Source organism: Streptomyces kanasensis (genome assembly GCF_043077165.1).
GTDB lineage: Bacteria > Actinomycetota > Actinomycetes > Streptomycetales > Streptomycetaceae > Streptomyces > Streptomyces changanensis.
The window spans coordinates 309,604-332,374 of the sequence record NZ_JBIBSF010000005.1; the positions used below are offsets into that span (position 1 = coordinate 309,604).

Below are 22,771 nucleotides of genomic sequence, written 5' to 3' on the forward strand. Positions count from 1 at the left end.
TCCACCTCCTCCCTCTCTCCGTCGGTCCCCGGGGGGCCGCCCTCTGCCAAGGGCGGCCCCTCGCCGCCCGTCAGGGCACCCTCTCCGGTTCCGTCACTCCCGGAGGGGGACCGGCCGGGGGCGCCGCCGCCGGCCGGGCCGCCGGCGCGGAGACGTCCCCGGCCACCGTCCCGGCCGCTGCCCCGGCCGGTGAACGGTGGTCGAAAGCGATCAACGGATCGCCCGTCAGCGGGTGTTCCACCACGGCGGCCCGCACCCCGAACACCTCGGCGAGCAGCTCCGGCGTCAGCACCTCGTGGGGTGTCCCCGACGCCACCACCCGCCCCCGGTGCAGCACGTGCAGCCGGTCGCAGACCGACGCCGCGGCGTTCAGGTCGTGCAGCGACACCAGCGTCGTGCGGCGCTGCTCGCGCAGGAGCGCCAGGAGCTCCACCTGGTGCAGCACGTCGAGGTGGTTCGTCGGCTCGTCCAGGACCAGCACGTCCGGGTCCTGCGCCAACGCCCGCGCCAGCAGCACCCGCTGGCGCTCGCCGCCGGACAGCGCCGAGAACGACCGGCCCCGCGCCTCCGCCATGCCGACCTGCGCCAGCGCCCGCGCCACCACCGCCCGGTCGGTGGCGCTGTCCCCGGCGAACGGCCCCTTGTAGGGGGTGCGGCCCATCATGACGATGTCGCCGACCGTCAGCTCGAAGTCGCTCGTCCGCTCCTGCGGCAGCGCGGCCACCTGCCGCGCCGCCTGCACCGGCGACAGGTCCCACACGTCGCGGCCGCCGACCAGCACCCGGCCCGCCGCCGGCTTCAGGTGCCGGTACACGGTCCGCAGGACGCTGGACTTGCCGCTGCCGTTCGGGCCGACGAGGCCCGCGATCTCGCCCTCGCCCGCGACGAGGTGCACACCGGACACGACGGCCCGGCCCGCGTAGGCGACGCTCAACTCCTCGACGGAGACGTTCACGATGTCCTCCCGAGCCGCCGGTCGAGCAGGTAGAGCAGCGCGGGCGCGCCGATCAGCGAGGTGACGACGCCCACCGGCAGTTCCTCCCCGTCCAGGGCGACGCGGCACACCAGGTCGACGACCACCAGCAGCACCGCGCCGAACAGCGCCGACACCGGCAGCAGCCGGCGGTGGTCGGCGCCCACGAGGAGGCGGCACGCGTGCGGCACCATCAGGCCGACGAAGGCGATCGCCCCGGACACGGCGACCAGGATCCCGGTCAGGACGCTCGTCACCACGAACAGCTCGCGCCGCAGCCGGGCCGGGCTCACGCCGAGGCCCGCGGCCGTCTCGTCACCCATCATCATCGTGTTCAGCGGCCGGGACCGCGCCTGGAGCAGCAGCAGCGCCACCGGCACGGCCAGCGCCGGCACGGCCAGCGTGTCCCAGCTCGCCCCGCCGAGGCTGCCCATGAGCCAGAACAGCACGCCCTGCGTCTCCTGTTCGTCGCCGGCCCGCAGCACCAGGTAGCTGGTGAACCCGGTGAGGAACTGCCCGATGCCCACCCCGGCGAGCACCAGCCGCAGGGGCGAGAAGCTCCCTCCGCGCCGGGCGATCAGCCAGACGAGCGCGAACGTGCCGAGGGCCCCGGCGAACGCCGCCCCCGACACCCCGAGGCCCAGCGCGCCGCCCGCGCCCAGACCGAGCACCAGCGCGCCCACCGCGCCCAGCGACGCGCCGCTGGAGATGCCCAGCAGGTACGGGTCGGCGAGCGGGTTGCGCACGAGCGCCTGCACCGCCGTCCCGATCAGGCCCAGACCCGCGCCGACCACGGCCGCCAGCAGGGCGCGCGGCAGCCGCAGCTGCCAGACGATCAGGTCGGAGGTGCCGGGCCGGGGCGCCTCGCCGGTGAGCCGCCGCAGCACCACGGACCACACCTCGCGGGGCGCGATGTCCGTCGACCCCCACGCCACGGCGAACGTCAGCGCGGCGATCAGCGCCGCGCCGAGGACGGCCGCGAGCAGCCCGGCGGGCACGTGGCGTACGCCGGTCGCCTTCTCCGCGGTCTGCGCGGTGTCCTTCCCCGGGGGGCGCCCGGGCGCCGGCTCCCCGGCTGCGGGCGGGGGCCCGGCCGTGGCCTCCTTCGTGGGCATCAGCGGTCGGCCTTCACCTTGCCGGGGTACAGGGTCGCGGCGATGCGGTGCACGGTGTCGGCGTTCCGCACACCCGCGATGGTCGTGACCTCGGACCCGATCCTCAGGAACCTGTCCTCCTTGACGGCCTTCAGCCCGCTGGTCGCGGCGTTGCCCCGCAGCCAGGCGCGGGCCTCGTCGTACGCCTTCTCCGTCGCGGCGGCGCTGCCGCGGTTGCGGACGGCGAGCTGGATCCAGTCCGGGTCCGCCGCGACGACGTCCTCCCAGCCGACCGGCTTGAACGTGGCGTCGCAGTCGGCGAAGACGTTCCGCGCCCCGGCCAGGGAGATCACCGCGTTGGCGATCTGCCGGTTGCAGACCGCGATGGGCTGCTTGGTGCCGGCGTCGTAGTCGAAGAGGAAGTAGGTGGGCCGGTCCTTCTCGGGCGTTTCGCCGACGGCCTTCCGGACGGCGTCGACCTTCCGGTTCATCCCGTCGACGAGTGCGGTCGCCTTCGCGGACGTACCCGTGACGGCGCCGAGCGTCCGGATGTCCTCCGTCACCTTGCCGAGGTCGGTGACGGGCCCCTTCGCGGAGCCCGCGCAGGCGGTCGACTTCAGGTACACGTGCCTGATGCCGACGGCCTCGAACTCCTTCTCCGTCGGCACGTCGCCCATGCCGTGGCCGCCGCGGTTCACCGAGGCGAAGGTGTCGATGTAGAGGTCGGCGCCGGAGCCGAGCAGCTTCTCCTTGGGGATGACGCTGTCGCTGAGGACCTTCACCCGCTGCGCCGGGGCGTCCAGCTCGGCGGGGAGGGCGCCCTTGGCGGGCGGGAAGCCGGTACCGACGACCTTGTCGCCCACGCCCAGGCGCAGCAGCAGCTCCAGGCTGGAGGCGTTGCTCGTGACGATCTTCTCCGGGGCCGCCGTGAACGTCGTCTTCCCGCCCTCGCAGTCGGTCACCTCGACGGGGTAGCCGGCCCCGCCCGCGCCGCCGGCCGCGGCCGGCTTCTTCGACACGTCGTCGGCGGCCCCGCAGCCGACCGCGGCGAACGCCAGGAGGGCGGCGGTACCGCACCACAAACGACGCTGCATGAAGAACTCCTGACTCCGTCTTTCCGAGGCGGGCCGAAAACGACCCCGGACAGGTAGTCGGAGGATCGCCCGTGCGAGTTCCCGGCGCGCGGCGAATAACCGTCGTCCTGCTGCGCGGACGGCCCTCGGCGGCCGGCACCCGTTCGATTACAGTGCTGCGCCGGAGCCATGTCGCGGGGGAGGGGCCTGTCGGTGAGTACCACAGCGGCGACCGTCTGGGGCCGGGCCGAACAGCAGGACTTCCGCGCCCGGGTGCGGGGCTGCCTGCTGGGCGGCGCGATCGGGGACGCCCTCGGCGCGGGCGTGGCGCGCCTGCCCGTCGAGGCGATCCGCGAGCTGCACGGCGCGGACGGGCTCACGGACCTGGCGCCCGCCCACGGCCGGCGCGGCGCCGTCACGTACGCCACCCAGCTCGGCCTGTTCACCGTCGACGGGCTGATCCGCGCCCAGGTGCGCCGGGACACCGGCGCCTGGCACCCGCCGACCGACCTGCACCGCGCCTACCTGCGGTGGGCGGCGACCCAGCGCGACTGGGGCCCGGACGAGCGGCGCAAGGACAACGGCTGGCTCGCCGCGCAGGAGTGGCTGTACACCCGCCGCGATCCGCCGCGCGCCTGTCTGACGGGGCTGGGCGACGAGGTCCTCGGCACGCTGGCCGCGCCGAAGAACCCGGCGGCCCGGGACGCGGGCGCCCTGGTCCGGTCGGCGCCGTTCGGGCTGCTGGTGGGCTGGGAGCCGCACCTGGTGTGCCAGTTGGCGGTGGAGTGCGCCACGCAGACGCACGGCCACCCCGCGGCGTACCTGGCCGCCGGCGCGTACGCGGTGGTGGTGCACGGGGTGGCGCGCGGCCTGGACGTGGAGTCGGCGGTGCGCGGCGCGCTGGCGCAGCTGCCGGAGCGGCCCGGCCACGAGCCGGTGGCCGCCGCACTGGAGCGGGCGGTCGCCGCGGTGCGCGAGGGCGTGCCGACCCCGGACCGGATCGCGTCGCTGGGCGACACGGACGGGGAGACCGCGCAGGACGCCCTGGGGATCGCCGTGTACTGCGCGCTGGTCGCCGAGGACGTACCGCACGGGCTGCGCCTGGCGGTGAACCACGACGGCCCGTCGGAGGTGACGGGCGCGCTCGCGGGCGCCCTGCTGGGGGCGCTGCACGGCGAGACCGCCCTGCCGCCGGCCTGGCTGGCCGAGCTGGAGGGGCGGTCCACGCTGCTGGAGCTGGCCGACGACTTCGCCCTGGAGATGACGCAGGGCCCGGCGCTGCACGGCCCGTCGGCGGCGTCGCCGGGCTGGCTGGCCCGCTACCCGCGCGGCTGAGCGGCGGCCGGCGAGCCCGCGCCGGGGGTCCCGGTGTCGGGACGACCGGTGTCGGAGCCGTCGGCCTCGGTGTTGATCCGGTCGAGCACGGCGTCCCGTTCGGGAGTGTCCTCGGGCTTCAAGTGGCCGAGCAGGACGAACAGGACGAGGGACGTGGCGACCGGCGACACGATCTGGATCTGCAGTTCGACGCCGTCGAGGCCGTAGTTGGTGAGCCAGAAGGCGAAGAGGCCGGCGGCCCAGGAGACCAGCGCGGCGGTCGGGCCGGAGCGGCGGAAGGGCCGCAGCAGACCCAGCATGAACGGGATGGCGATGGGCCCCATCAGCCCGGCCACCCACTTGATGACGACGGTGATGATGTCCTTGAAGGCGGGCGAGTCGACCTGGGTGGCGATGCCCATCGACAGCGCGAGGAACGCGACGGTCGACCACCGGGCGGCGAGCAGCGCCGCCCGGTGGGACCAGCCGCGCGCGGCCTTCGACAGGACGGGGGCGATGTCCCGGGTGAAGACGGCCGCGATGGCGTTGGCGTCGGAGGAGCACATCGCCATCGTGTGGGAGAAGAAGCCGACGACGACCAGTCCGAGCAGGCCGTGCGGCAGCAGCTCGCCGGTCATCAGCGCGTACGCGTCGGAGGCGTCGGCCTTCTCCGGCGTGACCAGCAGGGGCGCGCACCACATGGGGAAGAAGAGGACGAGCGGCCAGACGAGCCACAGCGCCGCCGACAGCCACGCGGAGCGGGTGGCCTCCCGGGCGCTGGGCGTCGCCATGTAGCGCTGCGCCTGGTTCCACATGCCGCCGTTGTACTCGAAGGTCTTGATGAAGAGGTACGCGAGCAGGAAGGTCATCGTGTACGGCCCGGCGGTGGGTTCCGCGTGGCCCTGGAGCTCGGGCCGGTCCCACACCGTCCACAGCGCGCTGAGGCCGCCGAGTTCGGCGAGGACGGCGACGAGCATGGCGATCCCGGCGAGGAACTGGATGACGAACTGGCCGAGTTCGGTGAGCGCGTCGGCCCACAGCCCGCCCACGGTGCAGTAGACGCCCGTGACGACACCGGTGATGAGGATGCCCTGGTTGAGGGAGATGCCGGTGAAGACGGAGAGCAGGGTGGCGATGGCGGCCCATTTCGCGCCGACGTCGACGATCTTCAGCAGCACCCCGGACCAGGCGAGGGCCTGCTGGGTGCGCAGGTCGTACCGGTTCTTCAGGTACTCCAGCGGCGACGCGACGCGCAGCCGGGAGCGGAGCCGGTTGAGCCGGGGCGCGAAGAGCCGCGCGCCGATGGCGATGCCGACGGCGATCGGGAAGGACCAGGTGACGTACGAGGTGACGCCGTAGGTGTAGGCGATGCCCGCGTACCCGGTGAACATGACGGCGCTGTAGCCGGACATGTGGTGGGAGATGCCGGAGAGCCACCAGGGCATGCGGCCGCCCGCGGTGAAGAAGTCCCCGACGTCGTCGATGCGTTTGTGGGACCAGAGCCCGATCGCCACCATCACGCCGAAGTAGCCGATGAGCACGGCCCAGTCGAGACTGTTCATTGCCCCCTCCAGGGGTCCGCCTTGTGAACGCCACGGCACTTCGTCAGTACGGTGCGGACCAGCGGCACCCCGTGCGGGAGCGGGGCTTTCGGGGATTGAACCGTCCGTGCGGGCAAGCGGTCAAGACCCTTCCGGGTCACGGACATGAACGGCGGTCACTGCCTGGAACGTCTTGGCCGGTTCTTGACCTTCGGGCCCGTTGTCGGCGGCGCGGGGGGCGTCGGACGATGACCGGACGCTTCGTCAGGGCCGTCGGCGCCCGTGCGCGCGGGCCGGCGCGCCCGCGCCGCGGCAGCGTGCGCGCATGGCGACGGCCGCGCGGGATGCGGGTCCCGTGCGGCCGTGGAGAGGAGGAGGGCAGGCTCGTACGCCGTGGTCCGTGGCGGGGAGGCGGGGACCGGCGGCTCGTGCTCGGAGGTCACACTGCCGGGTACTGACCGGTATGTCGACCAAGTTCACAGAAAGGTCCGGAAAAGGGACCGGCAAGAAGCGGGGGCGCGGAGTGGGGGGGCGTCGTCGCGGGTGGGCCCGATCCCTCTCGGCCGGGGACGGCGGACCAGTCGAGAGGGCTCCGCCGCGACGTGGGGGGCGGGAAGGGATGCGGCTCAGAGCGAGCCGGTGCCCACCTCGCGGACGAAGGCGTTCCACGCGCCCGGCACGAAGGCGATCGAGGGGCCCGCGGGCACCTTGGAGTCGCGGACCGCGATCGAGGCGACGGCGGGGGACTTGACCTCGACGCACGCGCCGTTCCCGCCGGAGTAGGAGGACTTCGTCCAGGTGTCCGTGGCGCCCTGAATAATGGCCATGATGTGTTCACTCCGGTTCTGGCTGGTGCTGGCTGGCAGGAGTCGCGCCAACCGTCAGGCTGGCGTGATCGACGCTACTCGCCCACCCTCCCGGTCCGGGGCGGCCGTTCACTCATCCGGATGGCATGTTCCCGTCCGGTCTACCGCCGGCAGTCGGTGGAGGTGTACCGTGCCGATCCTCGTACTGTCGGATCGGTTGTTTCCGGACGAACCCCGACATTCGGCCCGGGGAGCCCGGCGCCTGCGGGCAGTCGGGCCGCAGGGCCGCGCGGCTCCGTGGCACCGCGACGCGGCCCCGGCCCCCCGGCTCAGCTCTCGGCGTGGTCCTTGGCCACCCCCGCGACGAACTGCCGGGTCTGCTCCACCCCCAGCGCCTGCGCGCGCAGGTGCTCGTACATGACGCTGTACCGCTGCACGTCGTTCGGCTTCTCCAGGTACAGGTCGCTGGTGACGCCCTCGATGTAGACGACCGACGAGTCCGTCGCGTCGGGGAACTCCAGGATCGCGTAGTGCCCGCTGATGCCGGGGTGCGCGCCCATGTCGAACGGCAGCACCTGCACCGTCACGTGCGGCAGGTGCGACAGCTCGATCAGCGACTCCAGCTGCTCCACCATCACGTCCCGGCCGCCGACGACCCGGCGCAGCGCCGACTCGTCGATCACCGCCCACAGGCGCAGCGGCTTCTCCACGTCGTGGACGCGGTCCTGGCGGCGCGTGCGGACGTTGACCCGCTTGTCGATCTCCGACACCGGCGCCTCCGGCAGCGCGCCGTTGATGACGGCCTCCGCGTACGCCCGGGTCTGGAGCAACCCCGGCACGATCTGCGGCTCGTAGACGCGCAGCGACGCGGCGTCGGTCTCCAGACCGATGTACACGCTGTACGGGATGTCGCCGAACGCGTGCCACCAGCCCTGCTGCCGCGAGTCCTTCGCCATCTGCATGAGCGAGTCGACGATCCGCCGGTCCTCGACCTCGTACACCCCGCACAGGTCCCGCACGTCGCGCTGGCTGATCGAGCGGCGGCCGTTCTCCAGCCGGCTGATCTTCGACTGGGAGACGAGCAGCCGCTCGGCGACCTCCTCCGCCGTCATGCCCTTCTGCTCGCGCAGCCGGCGGAGCTCCATGCCCAGTCTGCGTCGCCTGACGGTGGGGTTGACATTGGACGCCACGGGAACTGCACCTCCGGCTGCCTGGCTGTAGCTGGCGTTGCTCTGCGTATCTACTGCTCAGCAGACTGCCACCAAAGGGCGTGCGGCGCTGGAGAATTGCCACACGGGTGAGCGAACGCGAACGCGCGGGACGGCCGTGCGGGCCGCCCCGCGCACCCGTGCGACTCCCGACCGGGCCGTGTGGGACGCCGGTGCGGTGGACGTGCGGTGGTGCGGGCGTACGTGGTGTCGCTCCCGGGCCGGGGCGCCGCGTACGGGCGGTGGTGCCGCGTACGGGCGGTGGCGCGGGTGGTGCGTGCGGGTGGTGCGTGTGGTGCCGGTGGTTCAGCGCGCGGCGACGCGGGCCATGGGCCCGGGGTGCGACGCCGTCCGCATCGGGACGGCGTCGGCCGGCCGGCCTGGACCCCCCGGGGCGGGCGGGCGGCGCGGCGGAGCGCCGACGCCGTTCTGGACGTCCATCACGGCGTGCGCCACGAGGCCGCCCATCGGGTCGTGCCGGATCAGGTCCCGGAGGCGGGAGCGCGACGAACGCCCCTCGTTGCCGGGGTAGAGGTGCTTGCCCAGGCCGACCGCGTGCGCGAGCGCGGCCAGGGCGGCGGTCCGCGGGTCCGGCGGTACGCCGGTGCGGATCGCGCTGTCCAGCCGGGACCTTATCTCCCGGCTGATGGCGGTGTCCGTCGCCTGGTAGCGCGTCGTCGGCAGCACCCCGCACATCTGGCTCTCCACGGCGTGGACCATGCCGCAGCGCTCCAGGTGCGAGAGGTACGTCTGACGCAACCCCAGTCGGGGTCCGCCTATCCAGTGGACCGCCCGTACCGGGCTGCCGCGTCTGCGCAGCAGTTCCAGTGCGGAGTCCAGCGTCGGATCTCCTGTCGGCCGTGGCATCACCACGGCGATACGATCCCCGTCAGGGGCTATCCGTCCTGCCAGAGCCAGCTCCACTAGCTGTGCTCCGGCGAGGCCGAGGTCGAGCGACTGCGGCTGCGCTGTGGTACCCGTGGCCGGGTCCAGAGCGAGCAACAGAAGCTCCTCCGGAAGTGTTCTGCGGCTCCTGCCCATCCATGCCTCCCCGCGTGGATGAATGACAGGGTGACCCCTCTCACATTCATCTGTCGAGAGCGCCTGGGTGCTTCGTGCGGGAACCGGCAGGTATGTCGTTCTCGTCTAGCACGGGGGCCCAGGGGCTCACACAGGACACTGGTACACGGTTCGGACAACGCGTTGGTTGGAGGCACGGTGGCGGGCGAGTCCCCCGACAAGTCGGAGCAGCGGAAGTCTCCGGGGGAGACGGCTGCGGGCGGTCGCGATCCGCGGCTCGCCGCCTTCGGTGACGCGCGGACCGGCGCGAGGCCGGCTGGGGTGGACCAGCCGACCGCGGTGTTCAAGGCGCCGAAGCCGACGGAGCCGGAGCCGGGGCCGTCGCGGGAGCCGGCACGGGACGGGGCGGGATCGTCCGACACGGCGAAGGCGGCGGCCGACCGGGCGGAGCCCTCGGGCGTGGCTGCCGCGTCGGACGCGCCGGAGGGGTCCGCCGGGGAGCGTACGGCTGCCGCCGGGCGCTCCACCGCCGCCGGGGGCGCGACCGTGCCCGAGGCGCGGGAGTCGTCGGACGCCGACACCGCCGACACCGCCGAAGCCGCCGACTCCAGGACCCCGGCCGACACCGACGCCGGTGCCGACGCCGGTGCCGACACCCCGGAGACGGCGGCGGAGCCGACCGCCGCGGACACCGCCGACGACGAGGCCGAGTCCGAGGCCGACGCGGCCGCTGCGGAGGCCGGGGCCACCGAGGCCGCTCCGGACGCGCGCGCCGGCGGTGACGGCGACGGAGATGACCGCGACGGCGACGGTGACCGCGACGACGACGAGCGGGAGGAACCCGCCCCGGCGGCGACAGCCGAGCGCGGTGTCGACCAGCCCACCGCGGTCTTCAGCACCGTCCGGAAGCCCGCCGCGCGGGTCGACCAGCCCACGACCGCGCTCAAGGCGCTCACGCCGAGGTCCCCGGCGTCCCCGGGGAAGACCCCGTCGGACGACGAGCCCGCCGCCGCGACGGCCACGACGGCCCCCGCGCAGGGCAACGGCGAGGCCCCGGCGGGCGAGGACGCGGACGAGGCCCCCGCCGGCAGGACCGCCCCCAAGTGGGCCACCGGCGGCACCCGCGACACCGCCGACGCCGACGGTGAGGTCGACACCGGCACGGACACCGCCGGTGTCGACGCCGACGACGAGTCCGACGGGCGGCCGAGCACGTTCGTGCCGCTGCGCACCGACGACGTACGCCCCGCCGCGCCCAAGCGCGCCACCCCCGAGACGCCGGCCCGCGCCACGGCGACGTCCGCCGGGCCGACGCCCGACAAGACGACCGCGTCCGACAAGGCGACGGGCTCCGACACGGCGACCGCGTCCGACAAGGCGACGTCCGGCAAGTCGACGGGCTCCGACAAGGCGACCGCGTCCGCCGGGGCGACGGCCTCCGACACGACGGCCTCCGACACGGCCACGTCCGGCAAGGCGACGGCGTCCGCCGGGGCGGCGTCCACCGTGCCGCCGCGTGCCGCCGCCCCGAACGAGATCACCGCCGAGACGCCCGCGCCGCCCGCGTCCCTCGCCGAGGCCGAGCGCACCAAGCAGCAGCCCATGCCGCCGCTCCCGCCGCTGGACCTCCTGGCGGAGCTGACGAACACGCCGCCCCCGCCGGAGACGCCGGTGCGGACGCTCGTGCGCCGGGTCAAGATCTGGTCCCCGCTCGTCCTCCTGCTGGTGATCGTCTTTGCGGTCGTACAGATGCTGCGGCCGCTGCCCGCCCCGTCGCTGAGCCTCTCCGCCGAGCCCACGTACACCTTCGGTGGCGGGAAGCTGGCCATGCCGTGGCCCACCGAGGGCCAGGGCGCGGTCGAGGTCGAGGGCGTCGGCCTGATCGGCACGTACGGCCCGCAGAAGCCCGCGCCGATGGCGAGCGTCGCCAAGACGATGACGGCGTACGTGCTCCTGCGCGACCACCCGATCAAGAGCAAGAGCGCCGGTCCGAAGATCGAGATCGACCAGCTGACGGAGGAGCAGGCGAGCAACCCCGACTGGTCCGTCGCCCCCGTCAAGAAGGGGCAGGTCTACACGCAGGGCGAACTGCTCCAGCTGCTGATGATCCGGTCCGCGAACAACGTCGCCCACCTGCTGGCGCGCTGGGACGCGGGGTCCGAGGAGGCGTTCATCAAGAAGATGAACACCACCGCCAAGGACCTCGGCATGACGAACACGACGTACACGGACGCGAGCGGCTTCGACAAGGGCACGGTCTCCACCCCGGTCGACCAGCTGAAGCTGGCCAAGGCGGCGATGAAGGACCCGGCGTTCCGCGAGATCGTCGACATGCCGAACGTGACCCTGCCGCAGATCGGCCGGCAGTTGGAGAACGGCAACACCCTCCTGCTGCAGCCCGGCATCTCCGGCGTCAAGACCGGCACGTCCACCCCGGCCGGCGGCAACCTCCTGTGGTCCGCGAACACGGTGGTCGACGGCAAGGTGCGGCGCGTCCTCGGCATCGTCATGAACGTGAAGTCGCCCGCGCTGCTCTCCGAGAAGACGAAGCTGGCCGTCGAGACGTTCAGCCGCGGCCTCATCGACGCCGCGAAGGAGGGCGTCACGTCCGCGGCGGTCGTGAAGAAGGGCGACGTCGTCGGGTACGTCGACGACGGCCTCGGCGGACGTACGCCGGTCGTCGCCACGAAGGACCTGAAGCCGGTCGGCTGGGCCGGGCTGGAGGTCGACCTGATCCTCACGGACGGCGGCAAGGCCGTCCCGCACACGGCGGCCGGGGGGACGGTCGTCGGCGAGCTGGCCGTCGGCTCCGGCGAGGGCCGGGTCAGCGTCCCGGTCGCGCTCCGGGAGGACCTGGCGGAACCCGGCTTCGGCGCCAAGCTCACCCGGATCGGCTGACGCACCACGCGGCCAGGGCGTCCCGGACCACCGGGGCGCCCTGAGCGCGTCCCGCCCGGGAGGTCGAACCCCCGGCCAGGAGCGGGCCGAACCCCGATCAGGAGCGGCCCGCACCGGGTCCGGAGCAGGGTCAATCCGGTCCGGAGCAGGTACGGAGCGACCGGAGCAGGTCGGGAGCGGATGGACCGGGCCCGAGCAGGTCGAAGCAGTCGAAGAAGGTCGGACCAGGGAGCCGAGGAGTGACCACCGCGGAAGGCCCGGGCCCGGACGTGCGGTCCGCGCACCCGTCGCCCACCCACGTGCCGCCCACCCATGTGGCCCGCATACACGTGCCGCCCACACGGGTGCCGGCCGCACGTGTGCCGTCCGCACGCCGCGGGCCCGCGCGTCCGGGATCCGAGCGCCCCGCGCCGGCGGACCCGCGACGGCTGCGCACCCACCCCGTCGCGGTGGCGACCGCCCTGGCCGCCGTGCTGCACGTCCTGTGGTTCCTCGCCGTCGCCAACAGCGGCGGCGACCTCGCGGCGCAGGACGCGTGGGCGGACTTCGCGACCCGCCACCCCGGCTCCGCGTACAACCTCTCCTGGTACGGCGGCATGCACACGATGTCGTACAGCGTGCTGTCGCCGTACGTGATGTCGCTGGTCGGCGTGCGGGCGACGATGATGGCCGCCGGGACGGTCTCGGCGGCGCTCACCGCCCTCCTCCTGGTGCGGACCCGCGCCGTCCGCAACCCCCTCGCCTGCGCGCTCGCCGCGGTGTTCGCGCTGCTGTGCAACGCCGTGTCCGGGCGGGTCACCTTCGGCCTCGGGCTGATGTGCGCGCTCGGCGCGGCGGCCGCGGTCTTCGCCTGGCCGCGCCGGTGGCACCGCCACCGCGCCGCGCGGGCGGCCGCCGCCGCGCTCCTGGCCGGTACGGCGACCGCCGCGAGCCCGGTGGCGGGCCTGTTCCTCGGGGTGGTGGCCGGCGCCCTGTTCCTGCGCGGCCGGCGGCCCGCCGCGTACGCGCTGGGCGTGCCGCCCGTGCTGGTCGTCGCGGCGACGGCGCTGCTGTTCCCGTTCTCCGGTACGCAGCCGATGGGGTTCGGGACGGTGCTGCTGCCGGTGGTGTTCGGCGCGCTGTGCCTGGCGCTCGTGCCGGCGTCGTGGCGGACCGTGCGCGTCGCGGCGGGCCTGTACGTGGCCGGGACGCTGCTGACGTGGCTGGTCGACTCGCAGATCGGTTCCAACGTCACGCGGTTGCCCATGCTGTTCGCGGGCGTGGTGCTGCTCGCCGCGCTGCCGCACGCGACGCGGCGCGGCCGGTACGCGCTGCTCGCCGCCCTGCTGGTGTTCCACGCGTGGATCGGCTTCAAGAGCGTCGACGACGTGCGGCTGACCACGCCGCACGCGTCGTGGGAGAGCCGGACGGCGCCGCTCCTGGACGAGCTGGAGCGCCGGGGCGCGGAGCGGACCCGCGTCGAGGTCGTCCCGGCCCGCAGCCACCGTGAGTCCAGCGCGCTCGCCCCGCACGTGAGCCTCGCGCGCGGCTGGAACCGCCAGGCCGACATCGAGCGGAACCCGCTCTTCTACGACGGCACCCTGAACGCCGGCACCTACCGAGCCTGGCTGGACCGGTGGGCCGTGCGGTACGTCGTCCTCCCCACCGGCAGGCCCGACACGGGCGCCGAGGAGGAGACCGTCCTGATCGAACGCGGCCTGCCCTATCTGGACCCGGTGTGGTCCGACGGCCACTGGCGCCTGTTCGCCGTCCGCGGCGCGAGCCCCCTGGCCGGCCCGTCGGCGACGGTCGACGCGGCGGCGGCGGACGCCCTCACCCTGCGGGTCGACCGGCCCGGCCGGATACGCGTGAAGGTCCCGTACTCGCCGTGGTTGTCCCTGGTGGACGAGCGGGGCGAGCGGCTGCCCGCCGAGGGCCGCGCGTGCCTGCGGAAGTCCGCGCGGACGGCGGAGGGGGACGAGTGGACCGAGCTGGAGGCCCCCGCGCCGGGCGTGTACCGGCTGGCGTCGCCGTACGGCCTCTTCCCCCGCGGCACCCCCTGCGCCGCCCCGGCCGACTGACGCCGCGTCCCCGCCCCGCCGGCGTACCGGCGTACCGGCGTACCGTCGCCGGTCGCGGGTCGTCGCCGACGCAGACCCGCCACGGCCACCAGCCACCAGCCGCGTGCCACGGCCCGGCGGCCCGTCACCGACGCGTGCCCGCACCCGGCCCACCCCGGCCGCACCGGGGCCGCTCCCGCCGCCGTGCCCGGCCCGCGCCCGCGCCCGTCAGCCGGGCCGCTCCCGCCGCCGTGTCCGGCCCGCACCCGTGCCCCGGCGGCACCCGGCACCCGGGCCGATCCCACCGTCGTGCCCGTAGCCGGCCCGCACCCGTGGGCGTGCCCGGCCCATGGGCGTGCCCGGCCCATGGGCGTGCCCGGCCCATGGCCGTGCCCGGCCCGTACCCGGTCGGCACGCCGCTTCCCCGTTCCAGGCAGGCGTTCCAGGCACTGCGCCTTTCCGCAGGTCAGGGCGGGTGCGGGCGTTCCAGCGTCCCCCGTTCCCGCCGGTGGCTGGCGGGAACGGCGCGCGGCCCCGCAGAGTGAGGGCAGCGCCGCCCGGACCGGGTGGGCCGCTCGACCGGAGGCGGACGGACGCCCCGGCTCGACCGGGGCCGTGAGGCCCCACGGCCGCCAGGAACCGGCGCGCTCGGACGGCGCCACTGCCGCGACCACCATCACACACGCACCATCCAACGGGGGCTTGTTCACCATGCGCACTTCCATCACCACCCACACCAGCCGCATCCGCCGCACCACCATCGCCGCCGCCCTGCTGACGGCGGCCCTCTCGACGTCCGCCTGCGGTATCACCGAGGTGTCGAAGGACCCGGCGTCCGCCGTGCCGGCCGGCACCGCCGTGACCGCCCCGGCACCGTCCACCGCGCCCGTGTCGCCCGGCGGGGACACCACCGGCACCCCCCGGGTCCCCGGTGGTTCCTCCACGGACGGCTCCGGTACGCCCGGTACGGCCGCGCCCTCCGCCCCCGCGGCGGGCAGCGCCGCCGCTGACCGGCAGGCCACCGGCGGCATGCCCACCGCCCACCGGCCGAACGGCGGCAAGACCGCCGCCGCGGCCGTCGCCACCTGCACCGGCGCCAACACCCGCGTCGTCGTACAGCGCCCCGTCCGCCCCATCAACCACCTGCTGCTCACCGCCACCAACAAGGGCTCGGCGCCCTGCGACCTCCACGCCGCGCCGTACCTGCGCTTCGACCAGGCGCACGCCCCGACCGCCGTCGACGACTCGACCCGCCAGCAGAGCGTCATCCGGCTCGCCCCGGGTGGGTCCGCGTACGCCTCCGTCGTGTTGATGGGCGAGCGCACCGGCGGCGAGGTCAACGGCCGCACCGCGTCCCGCCTCGGCGTCCACTTCGCGTCCGCTAACGGCGCGGGCTCCACCGGCCCGTCCGTGCAGCTGACCCTCCCGTCCGGCACGTACCTCACCGACGACGCCCGGGTCATGCACTGGACGGAGAGCTTCGAGGACGCCACGTCCTACTGACCTCCGACAGCGGGACCGAGCCGCCACTCGGAGGACGTCCGGCGCGTGCCGGACACCCCGTGTACGGCGGCCCGTCCCGCATCGACACCCGGTCCTCGACCCGGGAGTCCGCCGTCCCCCGCCGGGGATACCGTTCGTCCACCCGAAGACCCCCACCGTCGGCCGGACCGGCCACCCTTCACCGCTGGGCGCCCCCCGGCCACCCGCCCCGCCCCCCGCGAGCCCCGGCCCGCGGGGGTGCTCGTCGTACCCGATACCGAGCCGCCGTGACCACTCGGGGACCACGGACGTTCGGCCGGGAGTTTCGCCATCCGCGGAGGCCGGGGGGTACGCGGCCGGATGTCAGTGGCGCTGGGCCGCTACAGCGCCGGTGTAGGTCTCGCGTGTCAGGTCCTCCGGCCCGATGCCCAAATCGGCCAGGATCGTACGAATGTCGGCCAGCGCGGCGGCCACTTCGTCCGCGTCGACGAGCGTCTCGACCTCCAGGAACGTCCCGTCGATCTCCGGCACGACGACGAGCGTCGCGAGTACCTGCCGACCGCGTGCCCGGAACTCGTAGTTGCGACACTGCTTCTCGAAGGCGATCACCTCGACGTGCCCCAGGCCCCGGAGGATCGCGTGCGCCGCGTCGGCGTCCGCCACGACCGTCTCGTGCTCAGGCTTGGACCCGGACTCCTGGTCGACCGCGGCGTCCTTGAACGTGACCACGGTTCGGGAACTCTCGGTGCCGTGTACCGTCCGCACCCTCAGCTCCTGATCGGCTTTCTCCAGTAAGCCTTCGGGTCGGTCGTAGTACGTGTCGCGGTAGGTCTCGACCCGAGCCGTCGCCCACTCGTCGAGCTGCTGCTGTACCGACTCGGGTGCGTGCACCCGAGCCTTCAACTCCGCCTCGATCACGCTGTCCCCATCCCTTTCAGACCGTGCGCCGAGCCTCGCCGATGACCGTCTCGAACATGCGCCGGAACCCCCGGAACAGGGGGCCGTGCGGCGTTTCCATGACCTTGTAAGTGGCCGACTCGTGACCCTCCCAACCGGTGTCGAAGGCGCCGACGAACATCGTGGCGCCCGTGCGGATCACGCGCCAAGTGGGCAGCGTCCGATACCGGTACACGCTCACGTCGCAGACGTTGGCGAGTTCTCGTAGACGTGACTCGGCCAGGCGCACGCCACCGGCCAGGGACTCGGCGGACTCGCCGATCTCGGCCGCACGCCGTGCGAGCGCCGGCGAATCCGGATCGAGCAGGGCCACCCGGACGGAGAGGCCCTTGCCCCCCTGCTCCCGAGCCAGGCATGTCCGCAGGAGCGAGTCGTTCAACCCGATCAGCCCGAGACCACGGACAGCCAGCACGTCCAACTCCCGCGCCTCCCGCGCCTGCTGCCGGATCTCCGGAGCCGCGGAGCTCTGAGCCCCGTACACGCGCACGACCTCGGGGAAGGCCGCAAGGTCACACGCGGCTTCACCGGTGCGCTGTTCCTTGCCGGCAGCGAGACCGAGCAGGTGGCGTGCACCGTCGGGCATCCGCAGGCCGTCCGCGATCCGCTCGTACACATCGAGCCGGGACACCTCGCGGCGTCCGTTGATGATCTCGTTGACGCGCGCCTGAGTCATGCCCGCAGCTGTGGCGATGCGTGCCTGGCTGGCTCCGGCATACTGCTGGACGTATCTGAACACCGCCCCCATGTCGCGCGCCTGTAAGGCCCGACGGACGTCGGCGCGCTCCCAGGCCCAGTCCGGCAGCTCGATCGGTTCCAGTGCGGTCGACATGGTGAAGCCCCCGGATATGCCCGAACGGGATGGCAGGTCATCCCACCGTGAGATTACCGGTGGGGTATTGGGGCGACACACTGTGTCACCGGATCCTGAGGTGGAACCGTCACACGCTACGGTCCGGTCGATCACGAGGAACCTCCATGACCGCTTTACGCCAGACACTCCGCCGCCTGAGGGCCGCCCTGACGATCCGGCGCCGCCCCGCCCCCGTGCCGCCCGCGTTCCGGCGCACGACGACGTCGATCACCCGTCCCCACCCGCAGGCGGGCGCGGGACTCCGACGCCCCCACACCGCCCCTCCGGCCACACCCGTCGCGGTGCACCTCCCCAGGGCGGCCGCCCGGCCGCACGTCCTGATCGAGACGGGTTCCCCGGTACGCCCCTACGTCCTCTGCGAGGGGGCCGCCCGGTGAGCGGGATCTCCCTGCGGGTGTACCTCGTCCACTCGGACGGTACGACGACCACCGTCAGGGACCGGCGCGAGTACGAGCCCGACGCCCCGCCACCCCCCGACGGACTCGCCTACCCGCCGTGCTCCTGCGCGCGGTGCGCGGAAGGGAGGACGCGGCAGTGATCGAGAGCCAGTACTGGCCCGCGTCGACGCTGGACGGCGTACCCGACGTGGAGGCGCTCACCGCGGGCCGCCGCCGTGGCCGCGACTGCGTGTACTGCGGGGCGCCGCTGACCGGGGACGCCGCCGTCGGCCTCGGCGAACAGCACTACCGCCCGCCGTGGGGCGGCCCGCTCATCGCCTGGTGGCCGCGCTCCTGCCCGACCTGCCACGAGACCCGCGGCGTCAGGAGGTCAGGGGGACGATGGTGAGCGCGCGGTAGTCGTAGCCGTCCTGCCGGAAGCCGGGCGCCTCCCAGGTCAGCTCGACCCGCTGCCCCGGCGCCAGGGTGCGGAAGCCCGGCTTCTCGATGGCGGAGTAGTGCCCGAAGCAACCCCCGGGCGTCTCAGGGGAGTCGAGCACCCCCCACCCCTCCTCGTCCCGCCACTCACGGACCGTCGCGTTCACCATGGGGCGACCCTACGACGCCCCCGCCCCCGCGCCGGGGGCCGCCCCACCGTCACGGCGCCGTCCCGGACCGCGTCACCGCCGGCTCCCGCTCCGTCGGCGAGCCGAGGGTGGAGACGCCCGGGACGGGCAGGACGGCGACCACGGTGAGGATCAGGGCGCACCCGGCGAAAGCGGTGAGCGCGGCGGGGGACAGCACGCCCAGCAGGAAGCCCGCCGCCGCCACGCACACCGGCACGAGGGCCTGGGTGAGGAGGGCGTCGAGGGCGTACACCCGGCCGAGCATGCCGTCCGGGGTCCTCTCCTGGAGAGCGGCGCCCCACAGGACCGCGAACACGGAAGCACCCGCCCCGGCGAAGGCGCCGCACAGGACCACCCACGCGGTGGGTGCCCCCGCCCACACGGTGACGATCTGCGGCAGCTCGCACAGCAGGCCGAGCATGGCGACGTTTCCGGCCCGGCGGGAACGGATGCGCGGGGCGGCGAGCGTGGCCACCAGCGCGCCGCACGCCGTCGCGCTGGTGACGAGGCCGAGCGCCGCCGGCCCGCGGCCGCCCATGACGAGCGGCACCACCACCGCCATGGGGGCGATGACCAGCGCGGCCTGTGCCGTGCCCTGCAGCATGACGGCGAGCATCCAGCCACGACCGCGGACGTACGCGACGCCGTCCAGCGCCTCCCGTACCAGCCCGGCCCTCGCGGAGCCGTCGGCGGGTGGGCCGGGGGGCGGTTCGTCCAGGCGCACCAGCGTCGCCATGCTGAACACGAAGGTGACCATGTTGATCAGCAGCCCCGCCCCCGGTGACGAGGCGGCGGCGACCGCTCCGCCGGTGACGGGTCCGATGACGCCCGTGAAGCGGCTGGTGGCCGCGCGCAGCGCCGATGCCTCACGCCGCCGGTCCCGCCCGGCCAGCTGGGCGATGAGCGCGGTGTACGCGGGGCGGTGGACACCGGCCCCGCAGCCGAAGACGAGCCCCAGGACGGCCAGGAGCCCGATCGAGGCATCCGGGCCCGCGAGGAGCAGGGAGGCGACGCCGAGGATCCGCAGCAGGTCGGCCGCACAGATCACCAGCGAGCGACGCGCCCGGTCCGCCACGGCGCCGCCGAGGACGAGCGTGACGATGCCGCCGAGCGCGGTCGCCGCGAGCAGCGTGCCCAGCGCCCGCGGCGCGTCGTCCCGGTGCAACAGGTACAGGGAGACGGTGACGGTGTACACGCCGTCGCCGACCATGCTGACGAACTGCCCCGCCCACACCCGCCCGAGCTTGGGTACCCGCAGAACGGAGAACACCGTCACCTCCCCACGGCCCGTACGGGCCGGTCGACCAACGCGGTGGCGATCCGGTCCGCCGGCGGCGTACCGGGCCGCCTCCCCCCGGGGACCACCGCCGGCACGGCACCGGCCGTGTCCAGGACGCCACCATCCTGCCGGGCGGAGAGGTCGAGGCCGCCCCCCTGTCGTGCGGGCGCGCTCGGGACACGTGGGCGGAGCTCGCGGGGCCGCGGGCAGTGCCCGCGGCCCCGCTCGGGCGTCGGGGTCAGGACGGGTCGCCGTACTGGAGGCCGCGTCCGTTGGTGCCGACGTAGACGCGCCCGTAGGTGTCGGGGTCGCCGGTGATGACGCCGGTACCGCCGATGCTGCCCCACTGGTGGGCGTCGTCGTTCACGCGGAACCAGGTGGCGCCCCTGTCGGTGGAGCGGAAGACGCCGGTGACGTCCTTGACGGTACCGATCAGGTACAGGGCCTGGTAGTCCGCGCCGGGCGCGGCCTTGCCGAAGCCGACGGCGGAGGCGGACCGCACGGTGTTCAGCGGGGTGAAGGTGCGGCCGCCGTCGGTGGAGTGCAGCAGCCCCGTGCCGCCGCCGGCGATCCACAGGTCCCCGGCGACGCCGGGGACGGCCGTGAGCTTGCCGGCGGGCAGGTTCGTGGCGCGGGCCGTGAAGGTCGCGCCGCCATCGGTGCTGGCGTGGAGCGTGCCGCCGGACAGCGCGTAGAAGGTCCTGGCCGAGGCGCGGTCGGCGACGACCACGGCGCCGGTGCCCAGGCCGCTGACCTTCGACCAGCTCGCCCCCCTGTCGGTCGAGCGGTACGGGACCTGGCCGGCCTGGGTCCACACGATGGCGGAGCCGTCCGCCGCGAGGGCGACGTGGCCGCTGTCGGCGCTGCCCACCGGCTCCGTCCTGAAGCCGTGCCAGCTGTTGCCGCCGTCGGTGGAGTAGGCGCCGTCCTGCTTGCCGCCACGGCCGACGCGGACCATCACCGAGGGGTTCGCCTGGGCGAAGTCGAGGTCGGTGCTGGTGATCATCATCGGGTTGTCCAGCCGCCCCGCGGGCACCTTGGTCAGGGAGTCGTGGCGGAAACCGCCCAGGTCGCCCATGGCGGTGACGACGGCGGCGCCGCCGGGCGGGGCGATCGCGTCGAACAGCGCGGTCTCCTCCAGCCCCCGCGCCCCCACGGTCCAGTGGCTGGTACGGCCGCTGTCGGTGGCGGTGGCGTCCTTGCTGCGCCAGATGCCGCTGCCGGTGCCGTAGAGCACGTGCCCGGAGTCGAAGGGATCGATGGCCAGGGCGGTCATCCAGTGCCCGACGCCGGTACCGACGTAGGGAGCGGCGGAGGCGTCCCGCACCGACGTCGCGGCCAGTGCCTTCCAGGTCGTGCCGCCGTCGGTGGTCCGGTACACCTCGTCCTCGGGCCACCAGCGGTCGAGGGTGGTGACCATCACGGTGGACGGCTTCCGCGGGTCGACGGCCAGACCGGAGAACCCGTAGCTGCCGCGGGACGGGGAGACGTTCTTCCACGCCCCGCCGGCCGGGGCGTACTTCCACACCGAACCGGCCTTCGCGCCGTTGGGTCCGACGGAGTCGGCGTACGTCAGGTACAGCGAGCCGTCACCGGAGAGCACGCCGTGCTGCGGCATCTGACCGGTGGGCTGCCCGGGTACGGCCCGCCAGGTGCTGCCGCCGTCGGTGGAGCGGTACAGGGAGGTGGACTTGTCGGCGACGCCGACGTAGACGGTCCGGCTGCCGGCCGGGCCGTACGTCACGAAGGCGATGCCCGCGCCGCTGCCCGCCCCGTCCTTGACGGGGAACGAGGAGACCTGTCGCCACGTCGCGCCGTGGTCGGTGCTGCGCCACAGGCCGTTCTTGCGGGTGCCCAGCAGCAGCGTGCCGTTGTTCGCGGGATCGATCGCCAGCCGTTCGCCCGCTCCGCGGCCGTCCTCGTTGGCGCCCAGCTTGAAGGGCAGATCGGTGCGCTGGAAGGTGCGGCCCCGGTCCGTGGAACGCAGGATCGCGCCGTTGCCCGCCCAATCGTTGGTGTAGGTGCCCGCCCCGAGGTAGAGCCGCTTGGGGTCGACGGGGTCGGTGGCCACCGAGTCGATGCCCAGCAGGTTCCAGTCCTTCTCGCCGACCCAGTCGGTCAGCGGGATCCACTGCTCGGCCGCGGTGTCCCAGCGGTAGGCACCGCCCATGTCGGTGCGCGCGTACAGCAGGCCCTTCTCACGCGGGTTGAACACCAGCCCGGTGACGTAACCGCCGCCCACCACCTGAGCGTTGCGCCACACGTACGGTCCGGTCCCGGCCGCCCGGGGCTCGGCCGTCTTCACCAGCTTCCACTGCTGGTTGGTGCTGCCCTTGCCGTGGTACTGGACGACTGCCGCGCCGTCGGCCGTGGAGCTTCCGGAGACGTCCAGGACCCGGCCGCTCCTGCGGGAGGTGAAGGTGACGGCGTCGGAACCGCCCACCCCGTCGATCCGCCACTCCTGGGCGGTGGAGGAGCTGTCGGTCTGCTGCTCGGCGGCGGCCCTGTCGGCGGTCGAGTCACCGGCGATGCCCAGCACCTTGCCGCTGTTGCGGTTCACCAGCTCGTGGTAGCCGTCCCCGGTGGGCCTCAGCCGCCACTGCTGGTTGGCGGTGTTCTGGTCGGTCCACTGCTGGACACGGGTGCCGTCGGCGGTGGAGAACCCGTTGACGTCCAGCACCTTGCCGCTGTGCACGGAGACCAGCCGGTAGTAGGCGTCGCCGTCGACCGTCGCGGCCCGCGAGTCGTCCTGCACGAACAGCAGATACGGCACGACGAGGGCGGGGACGCCGAGCAGAAGACCGGTCGCGGTCCAGCGGCGGCGGTGACGCCCGCGGCGCCCGCTCTTCGTGGGTTCTCTCATGGGGGGTGTGCTCCTTGCATGCGCCGGAGGAAAGGGGAACCGACCACCGGGAACGGCCGGATCCGACTCCTTGTGGTCACCGACCCCGCGAAGGGTTGCCCTGGGCCGGCAACCACGGTGGCTCGGGGGATGCCGGTGAGCCGTGCGGGACGGACGTCAGCCCCGCACCTGACCGTCTCGCCGTGCGGGCCGGCCGGCTGACACCGCGTCGGTACGCGCCGGCCGGGACGGCGCCGGTCGGTACGCACCGGTCGGTACGCGCCGGCCGGGACGGCGCCGGTCGGTACGCACCGGTCGGGACGGCGCCGGTCGGGACGGCGGCGGCCCGGGGGCCGGTCGCCCTGAGCCGG

19 protein-coding genes are annotated in these 22,771 nt (G+C 74.1%); 7 read left to right on the plus strand and 12 right to left on the minus strand.

The features are described 5' to 3' along the window. Window positions 1–70 precede the first annotated feature (70 nt). From ACF053_RS15425 to ACF053_RS15435, 3 genes are read right to left on the minus strand one after another with little or no spacing between them, the layout of a single operon-like run. Window positions 71–955, minus strand: coding sequence for an ABC transporter ATP-binding protein (locus ACF053_RS15425; protein WP_391954343.1), 885 nt, complete (start codon window positions 953–955; stop codon window positions 71–73). Beyond that, window positions 952–2,088, minus strand: a complete 1,137-nt coding sequence (locus ACF053_RS15430; protein ID WP_391954344.1) for a FecCD family ABC transporter permease — start codon at window positions 2,086–2,088, stop codon at window positions 952–954. The genes ACF053_RS15425 and ACF053_RS15430 overlap by 4 nt, the downstream gene beginning before the upstream one ends. Then, complete coding sequence (locus ACF053_RS15435) at window positions 2,088–3,161, minus strand: ABC transporter substrate-binding protein (RefSeq protein ID WP_391954345.1); 1,074 nt, start codon at window positions 3,159–3,161, stop codon at window positions 2,088–2,090. The genes ACF053_RS15430 and ACF053_RS15435 overlap by 1 nt, the downstream gene beginning before the upstream one ends. Before the next feature lie 168 nt (window positions 3,162–3,329). On the opposite strand from ACF053_RS15435, the gene ACF053_RS15440 reads away from it, so the two are divergent. Then, window positions 3,330–4,475, plus strand: coding sequence for an ADP-ribosylglycohydrolase family protein (locus tag ACF053_RS15440; RefSeq protein WP_391954346.1), 1,146 nt, complete (start codon window positions 3,330–3,332; stop codon window positions 4,473–4,475). On the opposite strand, the gene ACF053_RS15445 is transcribed toward ACF053_RS15440, so the two are convergent. The 4 genes from ACF053_RS15445 to ACF053_RS15460 all read right to left on the minus strand — a co-directional run bounded on the left by ACF053_RS15445 (window position 4,460) and on the right by ACF053_RS15460 (window position 9,050). After that, window positions 4,460–6,016 carry a sodium:solute symporter family protein gene (locus ACF053_RS15445; RefSeq protein ID WP_391954347.1) on the minus strand — a complete coding sequence of 519 codons (1,557 nt, stop codon included), beginning with the start codon at window positions 6,014–6,016 and terminating at the stop codon, window positions 4,460–4,462. The two genes, ACF053_RS15440 and ACF053_RS15445, sit on opposite strands and share 16 nt — an antisense overlap. Before the next feature lie 605 nt (window positions 6,017–6,621). Further along, window positions 6,622–6,822: a DUF397 domain-containing protein gene (locus ACF053_RS15450; RefSeq protein WP_391954348.1), complete on the minus strand. Its 201-nt coding sequence runs from the start codon at window positions 6,820–6,822 to the stop codon at window positions 6,622–6,624. Window positions 6,823–7,130: 308 nt separating this feature from the next. Next, window positions 7,131–7,991 (minus strand): helix-turn-helix domain-containing protein, encoded by an 861-nt coding sequence (locus tag ACF053_RS15455; protein WP_391954349.1) that lies wholly within the window; start codon window positions 7,989–7,991, stop codon window positions 7,131–7,133. A 324-nt stretch (window positions 7,992–8,315) separates the two neighbouring features. After that, window positions 8,316–9,050 (minus strand): GOLPH3/VPS74 family protein, encoded by a 735-nt coding sequence (locus tag ACF053_RS15460; protein WP_391954350.1) that lies wholly within the window; start codon window positions 9,048–9,050, stop codon window positions 8,316–8,318. A 300-nt stretch (window positions 9,051–9,350) separates the two neighbouring features. Here ACF053_RS15460 and ACF053_RS15465 point away from each other — a divergent pair, with 300 nt between their 5' ends. From ACF053_RS15465 to ACF053_RS15475, 3 genes are all read left to right on the plus strand, one after another. Beyond that, window positions 9,351–11,927: a D-alanyl-D-alanine carboxypeptidase gene (locus tag ACF053_RS15465; RefSeq protein WP_391954351.1), complete on the plus strand. Its 2,577-nt coding sequence runs from the start codon at window positions 9,351–9,353 to the stop codon at window positions 11,925–11,927. Window positions 11,928–12,376: 449 nt separating this feature from the next. Then, window positions 12,377–13,987 carry an MFS transporter gene (locus tag ACF053_RS15470; protein WP_391954352.1) on the plus strand — a complete coding sequence of 537 codons (1,611 nt, stop codon included), beginning with the start codon at window positions 12,377–12,379 and terminating at the stop codon, window positions 13,985–13,987. Between the two features lie 690 nt (window positions 13,988–14,677). After that, a complete protein-coding gene (locus ACF053_RS15475) occupies window positions 14,678–15,469 on the plus strand; it encodes a DUF4232 domain-containing protein (protein ID WP_391954353.1) in 792 nt (263 codons plus the stop codon). Window positions 15,470–15,811: 342 nt separating this feature from the next. On the opposite strand, the gene cyaB is transcribed toward ACF053_RS15475, so the two are convergent. Next, window positions 15,812–16,366 carry a class IV adenylate cyclase gene (gene cyaB, locus ACF053_RS15480; protein WP_391954354.1) on the minus strand — a complete coding sequence of 185 codons (555 nt, stop codon included), beginning with the start codon at window positions 16,364–16,366 and terminating at the stop codon, window positions 15,812–15,814. Between the two features lie 16 nt (window positions 16,367–16,382). Continuing rightward, window positions 16,383–17,234, minus strand: coding sequence for a helix-turn-helix domain-containing protein (locus ACF053_RS15485; protein ID WP_391954355.1), 852 nt, complete (start codon window positions 17,232–17,234; stop codon window positions 16,383–16,385). A 146-nt stretch (window positions 17,235–17,380) separates the two neighbouring features. On the opposite strand from ACF053_RS15485, the gene ACF053_RS15490 reads away from it, so the two are divergent. The 3 genes from ACF053_RS15490 to ACF053_RS15500 are packed head-to-tail and all read left to right on the plus strand — an operon-like array spanning window position 17,381 to window position 18,062. Next, entirely contained in the window at window positions 17,381–17,653 is a 273-nt protein-coding gene (locus ACF053_RS15490) for a hypothetical protein (RefSeq protein WP_391954356.1), read from the plus strand. Further along, a complete protein-coding gene (locus tag ACF053_RS15495) occupies window positions 17,650–17,814 on the plus strand; it encodes a hypothetical protein (protein WP_391954357.1) in 165 nt (54 codons plus the stop codon). Before ACF053_RS15490 ends, ACF053_RS15495 begins: the two co-directional genes overlap by 4 nt. Beyond that, a complete protein-coding gene (locus ACF053_RS15500) occupies window positions 17,811–18,062 on the plus strand; it encodes a hypothetical protein (protein WP_391954358.1) in 252 nt (83 codons plus the stop codon). The genes ACF053_RS15495 and ACF053_RS15500 overlap by 4 nt, the downstream gene beginning before the upstream one ends. On the opposite strand, the gene ACF053_RS15505 is transcribed toward ACF053_RS15500, so the two are convergent. From ACF053_RS15505 to ACF053_RS15515, 3 genes are all read right to left on the minus strand, one after another. Beyond that, window positions 18,037–18,261, minus strand: coding sequence for a cold-shock protein (locus tag ACF053_RS15505; RefSeq protein WP_391954359.1), 225 nt, complete (start codon window positions 18,259–18,261; stop codon window positions 18,037–18,039). The genes ACF053_RS15500 and ACF053_RS15505 overlap by 26 nt on opposite strands. A gap of 49 nt (window positions 18,262–18,310) precedes the next feature. Beyond that, a complete protein-coding gene (locus ACF053_RS15510; protein WP_391954360.1) occupies window positions 18,311–19,549 on the minus strand; it encodes an MFS transporter in 1,239 nt (412 codons plus the stop codon). Between the two features lie 247 nt (window positions 19,550–19,796). After that, the gene (locus tag ACF053_RS15515; protein ID WP_391954361.1) at window positions 19,797–22,421 is read right to left on the minus strand and encodes an RICIN domain-containing protein; all 2,625 of its coding nucleotides are present in this window, start codon (window positions 22,419–22,421) and stop codon (window positions 19,797–19,799) included. Window positions 22,422–22,771: the final 350 nt, after the last annotated feature.

Coding starts and splice junctions, on each gene's coding strand:
- ACF053_RS15460 (WP_391954350.1), bottom strand. CDS start 9,050: ATGGGCAGGAGCCGCAGAACACTTCCGGAGGAGCTTCTGTTGCTCGCT.
- ACF053_RS15450 (WP_391954348.1), bottom strand. CDS start 6,822: ATGGCCATTATTCAGGGCGCCACGGACACCTGGACGAAGTCCTCCTAC.
- ACF053_RS15440 (WP_391954346.1), top strand. CDS start 3,330: ATGTCGCGGGGGAGGGGCCTGTCGGTGAGTACCACAGCGGCGACCGTC.
- ACF053_RS15475 (WP_391954353.1), top strand. CDS start 14,678: ATGCGCACTTCCATCACCACCCACACCAGCCGCATCCGCCGCACCACC.
- ACF053_RS15515 (WP_391954361.1), bottom strand. CDS start 22,421: ATGAGAGAACCCACGAAGAGCGGGCGCCGCGGGCGTCACCGCCGCCGC.
- ACF053_RS15430 (WP_391954344.1), bottom strand. CDS start 2,088: ATGCCCACGAAGGAGGCCACGGCCGGGCCCCCGCCCGCAGCCGGGGAG.
- ACF053_RS15445 (WP_391954347.1), bottom strand. CDS start 6,016: ATGAACAGTCTCGACTGGGCCGTGCTCATCGGCTACTTCGGCGTGATG.
- ACF053_RS15490 (WP_391954356.1), top strand. CDS start 17,381: ATGACCGCTTTACGCCAGACACTCCGCCGCCTGAGGGCCGCCCTGACG.
- ACF053_RS15485 (WP_391954355.1), bottom strand. CDS start 17,234: ATGTCGACCGCACTGGAACCGATCGAGCTGCCGGACTGGGCCTGGGAG.
- ACF053_RS15435 (WP_391954345.1), bottom strand. CDS start 3,161: ATGCAGCGTCGTTTGTGGTGCGGTACCGCCGCCCTCCTGGCGTTCGCC.
- ACF053_RS15505 (WP_391954359.1), bottom strand. CDS start 18,261: ATGGTGAACGCGACGGTCCGTGAGTGGCGGGACGAGGAGGGGTGGGGG.